General features: G+C 69.9%; 9 protein-coding genes and 1 tRNA gene. 5 read left to right on the top strand and 5 right to left on the bottom strand.

Going from position 1 to position 13,781, the window contains the following annotated elements; translation table 11 throughout:
- Positions 1-82: 82 nt before the first annotated feature.
- Positions 83-3,991, top strand: a complete 3,909-nt coding sequence (hrpA, locus tag P3T37_RS28050) for an ATP-dependent RNA helicase HrpA (protein ID WP_280726783.1) — start codon at positions 83-85, stop codon at positions 3,989-3,991.
- Between the two features lie 136 nt (positions 3,992-4,127).
- Positions 4,128-4,201, top strand: a tRNA-Asp gene (locus P3T37_RS28045).
- 534 nt (positions 4,202-4,735) lie between these two features.
- Here the strand turns inward: P3T37_RS28045 and bldC are convergent.
- Both bldC and P3T37_RS28035 read right to left on the bottom strand, forming a co-directional pair.
- Positions 4,736-4,942 carry a developmental transcriptional regulator BldC gene (gene bldC, locus P3T37_RS28040; protein ID WP_280726699.1) on the bottom strand — a complete coding sequence of 69 codons (207 nt, stop codon included), beginning with the start codon at positions 4,940-4,942 and terminating at the stop codon, positions 4,736-4,738.
- A 551-nt stretch (positions 4,943-5,493) separates the two neighbouring features.
- Entirely contained in the window at positions 5,494-6,396 is a 903-nt protein-coding gene (locus P3T37_RS28035; protein ID WP_280726698.1) for a hypothetical protein, read from the bottom strand.
- A gap of 212 nt (positions 6,397-6,608) precedes the next feature.
- Between P3T37_RS28035 and P3T37_RS28030 the strand changes: the two genes are divergently transcribed.
- Positions 6,609-7,739: a Glu/Leu/Phe/Val dehydrogenase dimerization domain-containing protein gene (locus P3T37_RS28030; RefSeq protein ID WP_280726782.1), complete on the top strand. Its 1,131-nt coding sequence runs from the start codon at positions 6,609-6,611 to the stop codon at positions 7,737-7,739.
- 379 nt (positions 7,740-8,118) lie between these two features.
- The gene (locus P3T37_RS28025) at positions 8,119-8,373 is read left to right on the top strand and encodes a DUF3073 domain-containing protein (RefSeq protein WP_280726697.1); all 255 of its coding nucleotides are present in this window, start codon (positions 8,119-8,121) and stop codon (positions 8,371-8,373) included.
- 156 nt (positions 8,374-8,529) lie between these two features.
- Here the strand turns inward: P3T37_RS28025 and purM are convergent, their stop codons facing one another.
- The 3 genes from purM to P3T37_RS28010 form a co-directional block, all read right to left on the bottom strand.
- Complete coding sequence (purM, locus tag P3T37_RS28020) at positions 8,530-9,606, bottom strand: phosphoribosylformylglycinamidine cyclo-ligase (protein ID WP_280726696.1); 1,077 nt, start codon at positions 9,604-9,606, stop codon at positions 8,530-8,532.
- Positions 9,607-9,677: 71 nt separating this feature from the next.
- Positions 9,678-11,258 carry an amidophosphoribosyltransferase gene (purF, locus tag P3T37_RS28015; protein ID WP_280726695.1) on the bottom strand — a complete coding sequence of 527 codons (1,581 nt, stop codon included), beginning with the start codon at positions 11,256-11,258 and terminating at the stop codon, positions 9,678-9,680.
- A 151-nt stretch (positions 11,259-11,409) separates the two neighbouring features.
- A complete protein-coding gene (locus P3T37_RS28010) occupies positions 11,410-12,243 on the bottom strand; it encodes a diacylglycerol kinase family protein (RefSeq protein ID WP_280726694.1) in 834 nt (277 codons plus the stop codon).
- A 126-nt stretch (positions 12,244-12,369) separates the two neighbouring features.
- Here P3T37_RS28010 and P3T37_RS28005 point away from each other — a divergent pair, with 126 nt between their 5' ends.
- Positions 12,370-13,653, top strand: coding sequence for an adenylosuccinate synthase (locus tag P3T37_RS28005; protein ID WP_280726693.1), 1,284 nt, complete (start codon positions 12,370-12,372; stop codon positions 13,651-13,653).
- Positions 13,654-13,781 lie beyond the last annotated feature (128 nt).

The raw sequence follows: 13,781 nt of genomic DNA, 5'->3' as shown, positions 1-13,781 counted from the left end.
TAGAGGGATGCCCGAGTTGAGTTCTCCCGTAGTCCAGTCGACCGATGCCGTCCAGCCGACCGAGGCCCCCACCGTCGGCGAGCTGGCCGCGCGGCTGCCCGAGCTGACGCTGCGCGACCAGCAGCGGATCGGCCGCCGACTGGACGGCGCTCGGCGGGTCCGCAAGCCCGAGGCCCAGCGCAAGATCACCGAGGAGCTGGCCGCCGAGATCACCCGGGCCGAGCTGCGGGTGGAGCAGCGCCGGGCGGCCGTCCCGGTGATCGGCTACCCGGCCGAGCTCCCGGTGAGCCAGAAGAAGGACGACATCCTGGCGGCCGTCCGCGACCACCAAGTGGTGATCGTGGCCGGTGAGACGGGCTCCGGCAAGACCACCCAGATCCCCAAGATCTGCCTGGAGCTGGGCCGCGGCATCAAGGGCCTGATCGGCCACACCCAGCCCCGCCGGATCGCCGCCCGCACGGTGGCGGACCGGGTGGCCGAGGAGCTGAACACCCCGCTCGGCGAGGCCGTCGGCTGGAAGGTCCGGTTCACCGACCAGGTCGGCCCGGACACCCTGGTCAAGCTGATGACGGACGGCATCCTGCTGGCCGAGATCCAGACCGACCGCGAGCTGCGCCAGTACGACACCCTGATCATCGACGAGGCGCACGAGCGCAGCCTGAACATCGACTTCATCCTCGGGTACGTCAAACAGCTGCTGCCCCGCCGCCCCGACCTCAAGGTGATCATCACCTCGGCGACCATCGACCCCGAGCGCTTCGCCCAGCACTTCAACGACGCCCCGATCATCGAGGTCTCCGGTCGCACCTATCCGGTCGAGGTGCGCTACCGCCCGGTGATCGACGAGGACGCCGAGGAAGAGGAGCTGGACCGCGACCGCGACCAGATCCAGGCGATCTGCGAGGCGGCCCAGGAGCTTCAGGCCGAGGGGCCCGGCGACATCCTGGTCTTCCTCTCCGGCGAGCGCGAGATCCGCGACACGGCGGACGCGCTGGAGAAGCTCCGGCTGAAGTCCACCGAGGTCCTCCCGCTCTACGCCCGGCTGAGCTCCGCCGAGCAGCACAAGGTCTTCCAGCGCTCCGGCAGCCGCCGGATCGTGCTGGCCACCAACGTCGCCGAGACCTCGCTGACCGTCCCGGGCATCAAGTACGTGATCGACCCGGGCACCGCCCGGATCTCCCGCTACAGCCACCGCACCAAGGTCCAGCGCCTGCCGATCGAGGCGATCAGCCAGGCCAGCGCCAACCAGCGCAAGGGCCGCTGCGGCCGCACCTCGGACGGCATCTGCATCCGGCTCTACTCCGAGGAGGACTTCCTCGCCCGGCCGGAGTTCACCGACGCGGAGATCCTGCGCACCAACCTGGCCTCGGTCATCCTGCAGATGACGGCGGCCGGCCTCGGCGACATCGCGGCCTTCCCGTTCCTGGACCCGCCGGACTCCCGCAACATCAAGGACGGCGTCAGCCTGCTGCACGAGCTGGGCGCGCTGGACCCGAACGAGAAGGACCACCGCAAGCGGCTCACCCCGCTGGGCCGCAAGCTCGCCCAGCTGCCGGTGGACCCGCGCCTCGCCCGGATGGTGCTGGAGGCGGACCGCAACGGCTGCGTACGCGACGTGATGGTGATCGCCGCCGCGCTCTCCATCCAGGACCCGCGCGAGCGGCCCACCGAGAAGCGCCAGGCGGCCGACGACCGGCATCGCCGCTTCACCTCCGAGACCTCCGACTTCCTCTCCTACCTGGCGATGTGGCGCTACGTCAGGGAGCAGCAGAAGGAGCTCTCCTCCTCCGCGTTCCGCCGGATGTGCAAGACCGAGTTCCTGAACTACCTGCGGATACGGGAGTGGCAGGACATCTACTCCCAGCTGCGCACGGTCGCCAAGCAGCTCGGGGTCACCATCGACGAACCGCACCCCGATGCCGAACCGGACGCCGACCGGATCCACCAGTCGCTGCTCTCGGGACTGCTCTCGCACCTGGGCCTGTACGACGTCGAGAAGCGCGAGTACGGCGGCGCGCGCGGCGCCCGGTTCGCGGTCTTCCCCGGTTCGGGGCTCTTCAAGAAGCCGCCGCGCTGGGTGATGTCGGCCGAGCTGGTGGAGACCTCGCGGCTCTGGGCCCGGATCAACGCCAAGATCGAGCCGGAGTGGGTCGAGCCGCTCGCCGAGCACCTCACCAAGCGCACGTACAGCGAACCGCACTGGGAGAAGAAGGCCGGCGCCGTGCTGGCCTTCGAGCGGGTCACCCTCTACGGGATGCCGATCGTCGCCCAGCGCAAGGTCAACTACGGCCGGATCGACGCCGAGCTCTGCCGCGAGCTGTTCATCCGCAACGCCCTGGTCGAGGGCGACTGGGAGACCCACCACCACTTCTTCGCCGCCAACCGCAAGCTGCTCCAGGAGGTCGAGGAGCTGGAGAACCGCGCCCGGCGGCGCGACATCATGGTGGACGACCAGACCCTCTTCGACTTCTACGACAGCCGGCTGCCCGAGGACATCGTCTCCACCCGGCACTTCGACTCCTGGTGGAAGAAGACCCGGCACGACCAGCCCGACCTGCTCAACTTCGAGAAGTCGATGCTGATCAACGATTCCGCCGACGGGATCACCGAGGCCGACTACCCGGACTACTGGCAGCAGGGCAAGCTCCGCTTCCAGCTCACCTACCAGTTCGAGCCCGGCAGCGACGCGGACGGCGTGACCGTGCACATCCCGCTGCCGGTGCTCAACCAGGTCTCCTCCGAGGGCTTCGACTGGCAGATCCCAGGGCTGCGCGGCGACCTGGTGACCGCCTACATCCGCGCCCTGCCCAAGGCGATCCGGCGCAACTTCGTGCCGGCCCCGGACTTCGCCAAGGCCGCGCTGCGCCAGGTGAAGGACCGCCAGGAGCCGCTGCTGCCGACCCTGGAGCGGATCCTGCACCGGATGTCGGGCATCGCCATCCCCGCCGACTCCTGGGACGACGAGCGGGTCCCCGACCACCTCAAGGTGACCTTCCGGGTGGTGGACGGCAAGCGCAAACTCGCCGAGTCCAAGGACCTGGAGGAGCTGCGGCTCCAGCTCAAGCCGAAGCTGAAGGAGACGCTCTCCACGGCGGCCTCCGGCCAGGGCATCGAGCAGACCGGCCTGACCTCCTGGCCGGCCTCGCTGCCCGTCCTGCAGCGCACCTTCGAGCAGCGCACCCGCGGGCACTCGCTGCGGGCCTACCCGGCCCTGGTGGACGAGGGCGACTCGGTCGCGGTCCGGCTCTTCGACACGCCCGAGGCGCAGCAGCACGCGATGTGGCGCGGCACCCGGCGGCTGCTCACGCTGGCCGTCAACTCGCCCGCCAAGTCGATCCAGGGCCGGCTGGGCAACCAGGCCAAACTGGCACTCTCCTACAACCCGCACGGCTCGATCCCGGCGCTGTTCGAGGACATCGTCAACTGCGCCACCGACCGGCTGATGGCCGGCGCCGGCGGCCCGGCCTGGGACGAGGCGGCGTACACCAAGCTGTACGACAAGGTCCGCGCCGACCTCTACGAGCTGTCGGCCGACACCACCCTGAAGACGGCCGGCGCACTGATCGCCTTTCACCGGGCCACCACCCGGCTGAAGTCGGTCAGCAGCCCGGTGCTGCTCAACGCCGTGAACGACGTCAAGCTGCACCTCACCTCGCTGGTGCACCCCCGCTTCGTCACCGACACCGGCTGGCAGCGGCTGCCGGACCTGAAGCGCTACCTGCTGGCGGTGGACCGCCGCCTGGAGGCGCTGCCCAACCACCCGCAGCGCGACCTGCAGCAGCTGCTCAAGGTCCAGCAGGTGCAGCAGGCGTACGGCGAGCTGCTGGCGTCCGTCCCGGCCGGCCGGGAGCCCTCGGCGGAGCTGCTGCAGATCCGCTGGATGATCGAGGAGCTGCGGGTGAGCTTCTTCGCCCAGTCGCTGGGCACGCCGACCCCGGTCTCGGAGAAGCGGATCATGCGCGCCATGGACGCCGCGGCGGCCAAGCTCTGAGCCGCGGCCCGTGCCGCGGGGAGGCGTCCACGCGTCCCCGCGGCACGGGTTCGACCTGGGGGCCTGCGATGCAGTACGATCTGTCTTGTCGCTGCTGAGGGCGGCAAACAAACACTGGTTCGCCAGTGAAAACTCTGGTCCTGTGGAGCAGTTGGTTAGCTCGCCACCCTGTCAAGGTGGAGGTCGCGGGTTCAAGTCCCGTCAGGATCGCAGTGCACAAGAGGCCCGGAACCACAGGTTCCGGGCCTCTTGTCGTTTGACCGCCGCATCCCCGGGCCCGACGGGTCGTCAGACGGCATTATCGACAGGTTGGTCCAGACCACAAGAGGGTCGCCTGTGACGGTCGTCACTTATCTTTTCTTGAAGACGCACAGCGCGGACCCCCCCTCATGAGACCATCATTTAATATGTAAAATTGTACAGACTTCTTCGGCTTTCCCTTTTCTGCACATCATCATGAATCCCACGCGCCACACACGTCACAATGGCTATCTTTTCCCGCCGCATTGTCGGGTCAAATGACAGTCACGAATAGGTGGACGCTGATGACAGGGGTGACGCCAGGCATCCCATCGTCCTACCTCTCGAAAAGGTCCGGCAGGCGGCGCGGGCATGCCGAAGGGGCCGCATCCCGGACCCGGCGGAGTCCGGGGCTACGACCCCTTGGGCAAAGCTGCAAAGCGTGCACAGCACGCGAGGCGGCGAGTGTTTCGATCAGCGGGCCCGGCGGCCCGGATCGAGCACTCAGACCTCGGTGCGCTGAGCGGGAATCCCGGCGAGCAGAGCGCGAACCTCCGCCTCCCGGTAGCGGCGGTGGCCGCCGAGTGTGCGGATGGACGTGAGCTTGCCCGTCTTGGCCCAGCGCGTGACCGTCTTCGGGTCTACGCGGAACATGGTGGCAACCTCTGCCGGCGTCAGCAGTGGCTCAGCGTCAGGTGTACGAGCGGTCATGAGCGGCCTCCTCGGAGAACCGAACCAGGGCGGTTCTATCCTTCAAATTCTGCACCTTGGCCCGCGATGCCCGAAATGGCACAGACGGACCGAGTCGGTAATAGGACGAACGGCTTGTCCTGGTGTCTACAACTACACCATCCGTCCAGCCCTATCGACCAAACCGCCAAAATTGGCCCCTCACGGGTTCAAGAGCGACGGATGGCGATGGACCACCCCATAGCGGACAGTCACGTTTATGTGACAACCGGTAGCGGGGCGGCCAGACCTATCGATTCCCCCCAAAGGGCACACCGACCCCAGATCCACCCAAAAGTGGACAGCGCTGAGGAGAGTTGGGCTGGTTGTCCCATTTTTACCCTTAAGCGTTAGTTCACGTCAACGGTGAGTAGTGTCACGTTCGTTGGCTATTGACCCGAACCGGGACCTTGGTCCCAGGTCCCACACGCCACTCCTACACCCCCAGCCCCATCCCTACCCCAGGTACCGGCGTTCACGTCCCCTCAGGGGCCGCTGACCGCCCCTCAGCGGTCCAGCGGGCGGGTTCCGGGTCAGTTCGCCTGGCGCAGCGCCTGCACCCGCCGCCAGCGCTCCGCCACCACCTCGTACGCCAGCGCCGCCCCCGCGCTGTCCCCGGCCCGCAGCGCGTCCAGGCCGGCCGCCACCTCGGCCGCCGAGTGGTCCACCGCCAGGCGCCGCGCCCCGATCGCGTGCACCAACCCCCCGTAGTCCAGTTCCACCAGCGAGCGCGGGTGGAACTCCTCCAGCCAGCGTCCCACCTGCTCCGCCCCCAGGGTCAGCGGCGCCCCCGGCAGCCGCTCCCGCAGCACCCGGTAGCCGCGGGCCACCCGGCGCCGGGCCTGCGCCATGGAGGTCAGGTAGAAGAGGGCGGCCGGCTCCTCCCCTTCCTCCTCCAGCAACGGCTCGGCCGGCAGGTAGCGGCGGTCCTCCGCCCCGAACGGCAGGAACCAGCGCACCGGCACCTCCCAACGGGACGTCAGGATCCAGGGCCGGGCGTCGGGGTGCGCCACCTGCCAGCGGGCCTGCGCCGCCACCGCGTCCTCCCGCACCGCCTGCGGCAGCACGGTGTCCAGCAGTGCCACCGGCATCGAGGCGCGCAGCTCGTCCAGCGCCTGCCAACTGCGCAGCCGGACCGACCAGGGGCAGACGTACAGCACCCCGTCGAGCAGCCGGACGAAGGCCCGCTCGCTCTCCCGCTCGGGCAGCGCGCGGGGCGTCCGCGCGGCCACCTCCGCAAGCGCCCCCCGCTGTGCTTCCAGCGCCGCCCGGGCGACCGGCGCGTCCGCCGAGGCGGCATCCGGGCCGTGCGCCGCCGCAGAGGCCTGCCAGCGGGCCCGCTCGGGCTCCGGATAGGCGCCGAGCGGCTCGTACACCCGCAGGTGTGCTGCGTACGGCGGTAACACCGAGGTACGGACAACGGTCACGCCTCGCATCGTCGCACGCGCCACCGACCGGCCGGGAGGATCCGCGCCCGATCCGCCGATCGGGGTGTGCAGATCGAAGCGTGGACGGGGGGAGCCCGGGCGCCCCTTCCCGGACTACGCTTCGCCGTAGATGCCCGCACCACAGCAGCGGGCCTGCAGATACTGGAGTCACCACAGTGACCGACGTACGCACCGTATCCGCGACGCACCCCGCACCAGGCGTGCTGAGCCGGATCTTCCGTACTGAGCAGGACGGCGCCCCCGGCGACGGGCACGAGCAGGTTGTGCTCTGCCACGACCGGGCCTCGGGCCTCAAGGCGATCATCGCCATCCACTCCACCGCACTGGGCCCCGCCCTCGGCGGCACCCGCTTCCACCAGTACGCCTCCGAGGAGGAGGCCCTGGAGGACGCGCTGCGCCTGTCCCGCGGCATGAGCTACAAGAACGCGCTCGCCGGGCTCGACCTCGGCGGCGGCAAGGCCGTGATCATCGGCAACCCGGCGGCCAAGGCCGAGGGCGGCGACAAGAGCGAGGCCCTGCTGCGCGCCTACGGCCGCTTCGTGCAGTCGCTGGCCGGCCGCTACATCACCGCCTGCGACGTGGGCACCTACGTCCAGGACATGGACGTGGTCGCCCGCGAGTGCGACTACGTCACCGGCCGCTCCCCCGAGCAGGGCGGCGCGGGCGACTCCTCGATCCTGACCGCCTTCGGCGTCTTCCAGGGCATGCGGGCCTCGGCCCAGGCCCGCTGGGGCACCCCGACGCTGCGCGGCAAGCGGGTCGGCGTCGCGGGCGTCGGCAAGGTCGGCCACTACCTGGTCGGCCACCTGGTGGCCGACGGTGCGACCGTGGTCATCACCGACGTCTCGGAGACCGCCGTCAACCGGGTCCGGGCCGCCCACCCGGACGTCGAGGTGGTCGCCGACTCCCAGGCGCTGCTCGCGTCCTCGCTGGACGTCTACGCCCCGTGCGCCCTGGGCGGCGCGCTGGACGACGACACGGTGGGCGCGCTGACCGCCGCCGGCACCTCGGTGGTCTGCGGCGCGGCCAACAACCAGCTGGCCCACCCGGGCGTCGAGAAGGACCTGGCCGACCGCGGCATCCTCTACGCGCCCGACTACCTGGTGAACTCCGGCGGGGTGATCCAGGTGGCCGACGAGATCGACGGCTTCAACTTCGAGCGGGCCAAGAACAAGGCCACGAAGATCTTCGACACCACCCTGGAGATCTTCACCCGGGCCGCCTCCGACGGGGTCCCGCCGGCCGTGGCCGCCGACCGCCTCGCCGAGCTGCGGATGCGGGAGATCAGTGCCCTGCGCACGATCCTGCTGCCGGGCGCCCGCCGGGGCTGAGCCCAGCCGCTCCACCACTGCGCCGACCACTGGGCCGACACGCCGTCTCCGCATCACAATGTGGAACCGGATTCTCGGTCCGTCCCCCGATCGGGCGATCACAGCGCCCCGGTCGGGGGATAATCGGTCGGAGAACGACGGTCCCGGGCACCTTCCGGACACCCTGTGAATGCCTGGAAACCCCCGTGTGACCTGGAGAGACCGGGTTCTGCGGACTGACAGTGCGCGCCACGTCACACCGGCGACGTACCGTCCGACGGCGGAAACAGGTACCGTTAATGCTCCAAGGGACGGCTATCCCACTTCGGGGGAGCCGCTCCTGATCATGAACACGTGTCAGACTCGGGGCCGTGAGCCCCATCGTTGAGGGGGTCGACCCATGGGGCGCGGCCGGGCCAAGGCCAAGCAGACGAAGGTTGCCCGCGAGCTGAAGTACAACGGCGGCGGCTTCGATGCTAATCGTCTGTCCAGCGAGCTGGGCGTTTCACCCGTTCCTTCGATCAACCCTGAGCCGGTTGAGGACGAAGAGGACGAGGACGATCCCTACGCGGCGTATGCGGATTACTACGCCGACGAGGACGAAGAGGACGAGGAGGCGGGCGCAGGCCACCACCAAGCCCGCCGCCGCGCGTAGCAGTCCGCCCTGACCGGTCCAGGTGCCTTCCAGGTGCCGGACCGGTCTTCGGCGCGTCCGCACGCAGACACCCCGCCCGGGCCTCGGATACGGCTGCGGGGCCCCCTTGGGGAGCCCCGCGGCCGTATCGTCGTACGTTCTTTCTACATCCGGGTTCTACTCGGCGTACTCGCCGTACAGCGCCGCGCCGCCCTCGTAGGGGCCGTCCTGCAGGTTGACGATGTCGCCGAGCAGCCAGGCCTCGACGCCGCGGTCCTCCAGGATCGCCAGCACCACGTCCACCGACTCCGGCGGGACGACGGCCACCATGCCGATGCCCATGTTGAGGGTCTTCTCGATCTCCAGGGTCTGCATCGAGCCGACCTCGGCCACCGTCTGGAAGACCGGCAGCGGCGTCCAGGTGCCGCGGTCCAGGCGGGCGTGCAGGCCCTGCGGGATGACCCGGGCCAGGTTGGCGGCCAGGCCGCCGCCGGTGACGTGCGAGAACGCGTGGATCTCGGTGGCGCGGGTGAGCGCCAGGCAGTCCAGCGAGTAGATCCGGGTCGGCTCCAGCAGCTCCTCGCCCAGCGTGCGCCCGAACTCGGGCACGTCGCGGTCGAGCTTCCAGCCGGCCTGGTTCAGCAGCACGTGGCGCACCAGCGAGTAGCCGTTGGAGTGCAGCCCGGAGGCGGCCATCGCGATCACCACGTCGCCCGCGCGGACCCGCTCGGCGCCGAGCAGCGCGTCGGCCTCCACCACGCCGGTGCCGGCGCCCGCCACGTCGTACTCGTCCGGGCCCAGCAGGCCCGGGTGCTCGGCGGTCTCGCCGCCGACCAGCGCGCAGCCGGCCAGCACGCAGCCCTCCGCGATGCCCTTGACGATCTGGGCGACCCGCTCGGGGTGGACCTTGCCGACGCAGATGTAGTCGGTCATGAAGAGCGGCTCGGCGCCGCAGACCACCAGGTCGTCGACGACCATGCCGACCAGGTCGTGGCCGATCGTGTCGTGCTTGTCCATCGCGGCGGCCAGCGCGACCTTGGTCCCCACCCCGTCGGTCGCCGAGGCCAGCAGCGGCCGCTCGTAGCGCTTGAGGGCGGAGATGTCGAAGAGCCCGGCGAAGCCGCCGAGGCCGCCGACCACCTCGGGGCGGTTGGTCTTCTTCACCCACTGCTTCATGAGCTCGACGGCGCGGTCACCCGCCTCGATGTCCACGCCCGCGGCGGCGTAGGTGGCACCGGAATCTTTGCTGGTCACGGCTTTAAGGCCCTCTCGGGTCTGGGGAGTGGTCCGCCGCGGGCCCCTGGTGGGGGCCCGCGGCGGGATGACTACGGTCGGCGCAGCGCGTCGGCCGCGCCGTGGCCACCGAGCAGCGACTGGACCCCGTCGAGGTCCGAGCCGGTGGGCTTGCCCCGCACGACCGGCGGCTGCTGGCTGCCGGCAATTTCTGCCTCCAGCAGGAGCTTGCCGAGCAGCGCCGGGTCCGGCAGCTCCATCGGGTAGACCCCGTCGAAGCAGGCCCGGCAGAGCTTGTCCTTGGGCTGCTTGGTCGCCTCGATCATGCCGTCCAGCGAGATGTAGGCGAGCGAGTCGGCACCGAGCGTGCGGCCGATCTCCTCCACCGTCATCCCGTTGGCGATCAGCTCGGCGCGGGTGGCGAAGTCGATGCCGAAGAAGCACGGCCACTTCACCGGCGGCGAGGAGATCCGGATGTGCACCTCGGCGGCGCCCGCCTCGCGGAGCATCCGGACCAGCGCGCGCTGGGTGTTGCCGCGGACGATCGAGTCGTCCACCACCACCAGGCGCTTGCCCGCGATGACTTCCTTGAGCGGGTTGAGCTTGAGCCGGATGCCGAGCTGGCGGATCGTCTGGCTGGGCTGGATGAAGGTGCGCCCGACGTAGGCGTTCTTCACCAGGCCGGAGCCGTACGGGATGCCGCTGGCCTCGGCGTAGCCGATCGCCGCGGGGGTACCCGACTCCGGCGTGGCTATCACCATGTCGGCCTCGACAGGGGCCTCGGCGGCCAGCCTGCGGCCCATCTCGACGCGCGAGAGGTGGACGTTGCGGCCGGCGATGGAGGTGTCCGGACGGGCCAGGTAGACGTACTCGAAGACGCAGCCCTTGGGCGCGGCCTCGGCGAAGCGGGAGGTCCGCATGCCGTTCTCGTCGATGGCGATCAGCTCGCCCGGCTCCACCTCGCGGATGAAGCTGGCGCCGCAGATGTCCAGGGCCGCCGTCTCGGAGGCCACCACCCAGCCGCGTTCGAGCCGGCCGAGGACCAGCGGGCGGATGCCCTGCGGGTCACGGGCGGCGTAGAGGGTGTGCTCGTCCATGAAGACGAGCGAGAAGGCGCCCTTGACCTTCGGCAGGATCTGCCGGGCGGTCTCCTCGATGGACAGGTCGGGATGGCCGGCGAGCAGCGCGGTCACCAGATCGGTGTCGTTGGTCGCGGCGGTCCGGCCGGAGCGCGAGACGTGCTCGGCACCGGGGAGCTGGGCGACCATCTCCGCGAGTTCGGCGGTGTTCACCAGGTTTCCGTTGTGGCCCAGGGCCAGCGAACCGTGAGCGGTCGCCCGGAAGGTCGGCTGGGCGTTCTCCCAGACCGAGGACCCGGTGGTCGAGTAGCGGGCATGTCCGACGGCGATATGCCCGTGCAAGGACCCCAGAGCCGCTTCGTCGAAGACCTGGGAGACAAGTCCCATGTCCTTGAAGACGAGAATCTGGGACCCATTGCTCACTGCGATTCCCGCGGATTCCTGTCCGCGGTGCTGCAGGGCATAGAGGCCGAAGTACGAGAGCTTGGCGACCTCCTCGCCGGGAGCCCAGACACCGAAGACGCCACAAGCGTCCTGGGGGCCTTTCTCACCGGGAAGAAGGTCGTGGTTGAGTCTTCCGTCACCACGAGGCACGTCTTCGAGTCTAGGGCAGTTGGCACAGGCTTCCCGAACGAGGGATCGGGTCCGGCTTGGCGATTTCGCTGGCAACGCGCGTAGACAAAACCCCTTACCATGCCTGCGGCCGGGCTGTGCCCGGCACCCAGGGGTGTCCGGGTGACGCTGCTCACCCTGCGGGAACCAGCAGTCCCCAGGTGTCCGGATGGGCCGTCCAGGTCCGCGCCCGGACCGGGCCGACCGGGCAGCCGTCCGCCTCGTAGCCGAAGGTCCGGCCCGCCACGGTCACGCTGGAGGCCCGCACGCGCAGCAGCGCCCCGCCCGGACCGGACTGCCGGACCACCACCTCGGCCGCCGAGGAGCCGGCCGGCATCCGCAGCGCGACCAGCCGGATCGGACGGTCGTGACCGCTGAGCGGACGTCCGTCGGCCTCCACGCGCAGCCGGGAGGGCTCCGGCTCCACCTGCTCGGCCGCAACCAATTTCGCCCATAGCGAACGCCAGCCACCGGGATGGCCCTGCCCGCGCCCGGGGATCCGGACCTCGCCCAGCACCACCCCGCCCTCGTCGTCCAGCAGCATCCCGCAGTCGCGCGGCACGCCCGTCAGCACCGCCCGGGCCGCCGCGACCGGCTCGGTCGGCACCCCCAGCGCTCGCGCCAGCGCCACCGCCGACGCCCGGCCGACCGGCACCAGACCGAGCGGCCCAGCGGCCAACTCGCGCTGCCGGTGCAGGGCCTGCACCACCCGTTGCAACGTCAGATCAGAACCGATCACCACCGGACGGCGGCGGCCGCGGTGCGACAGCACCCGGTCGAGTTCGGCCGAATTCTCCGGAAGCACGACCTTGACGTCCGCGCCCCCCGCGAGCACGTCCCGGGCGATCCGCACCGCCTCGCCGTCGGCCTCGCGCGCGACCGGGTCCAGCAGGAGCAGCAGCGGGCAGCTCCCCGGCGGCTGCGGGGTATCGGACGGCGGGGGTACGGACGTGGACTGGGACGACACGACCGGTCCTTCCTCAGGTAATCTCTCGGTGCAAGAGCCCCTTGCGCTATTGCGCCAGGGGCTTCGTCTATCTCGGGGCAGACTGCGGCCTACGCAGGATGCCCCAACCGGAAGGGGTGTACGCCTGTGCCGGCACTCGTGCTCGTTGGCGCTCAGTGGGGAGACGAGGGCAAGGGGAAGGCCACCGACCTCCTCGGCGGATCCGTCGACTACGTCGTCCGCTACCAGGGTGGCAACAACGCCGGTCACACGGTGGTCATCGGCGACCAGAAGTATGCCCTCCACCTGCTCCCTTCCGGCATCCTCAGCCCGAACGTGACGCCGGTGATCGGCAACGGTGTCGTGATCGACCCGGGCGTGCTGCTCTCCGAGCTCAGCGGCCTGAACGAGCGCGGCATCGACACCTCGAAGCTGCTGATCTCGGGCAACGCCCACCTGATCACGCCGTACCACCGCACGCTGGACAAGGTGGTCGAGCGCTTCCTCGGCAAGCGCAAGATCGGCACCACCGGCCGCGGCATCGGCCCGACCTACGCGGACAAGATCAACCGTGTCGGCATCCGGGTGCAGGACATCTTCGACGAGTCGATCCTTCAGCAGAAGGTCGAGGCCGCGCTGCACGACAAGAACCAGCTGCTGGTCAAGCTCTACAACCGCCGCGCCATCCCGGCCGAGCTGGTGGTGCAGGAGTACCTCGGCTACGCCGACAAGCTGCGCCCCTTCCTCGCCGACACCACCCTCGTCCTGGACGAGGCGCTGAAGGCGAACAAGGTCGTCCTGCTGGAGGGCGGCCAGGGCACCCTGCTGGACGTCGACCACGGCACGTACCCCTTCGTGACCTCGTCCAACCCGACGGCCGGCGGCGCCTGCACCGGCGCGGGCATCGGCCCGACGAAGATCGACCGGGTCATCGGCATCCTCAAGGCGTACACCACCCGCGTCGGCTCGGGCCCGTTCCCGACCGAGCTGCTGGACGCCGACGGCGAGGCGCTGCGCCGGATCGGCGGCGAACGCGGTGTCACCACCGGCCGTGACCGCCGCTGCGGCTGGTTCGACGCGGTGATCGCGCGCTACGCGACCCGGGTCAACGGCCTGACCGACTTCTTCCTCACCAAGCTGGACGTGCTGACCGGCTGGGAGCAGATCCCGGTCTGCGTGGCGTACGAGATCGACGGCAAGCGCGTCGACGAGCTCCCGTACAACCAGTCGGACTTCCACCACGCGAAGCCGATCTACGAGAACTTCCCCGGCTGGACCGAGGACCTCAGCAAGGCGCAGAGCTTCAGCGACCTGCCGAAGAACGCCCAGGCCTACGTGAAGGCGCTGGAGGAGATGTCGGGCGCGCCGATCTCCGCCATCGGCGTCGGCCCGGGCCGGTACGAGACGATCCAGATCAACTCGTTCGTCTGAGCCCCGGTTCGACCCTGAGAAGGCCCCGCCGACCCCTTGGGTTCTAACGGTCCTCGCAACACCCGTGATCGATGGGAGTTGCGGGGACCGTGGGCGTTGAGCGTGGTGGTCTCGCAGGATTGAGGGAG

The sequence above is a fragment of the Kitasatospora sp. MAA4 genome (genome assembly GCF_029893355.1).
Classification (GTDB): Bacteria; Actinomycetota; Actinomycetes; order Streptomycetales; family Streptomycetaceae; genus Kitasatospora.
This window is presented reverse-complemented; position numbering and strand designations above follow the sequence as displayed.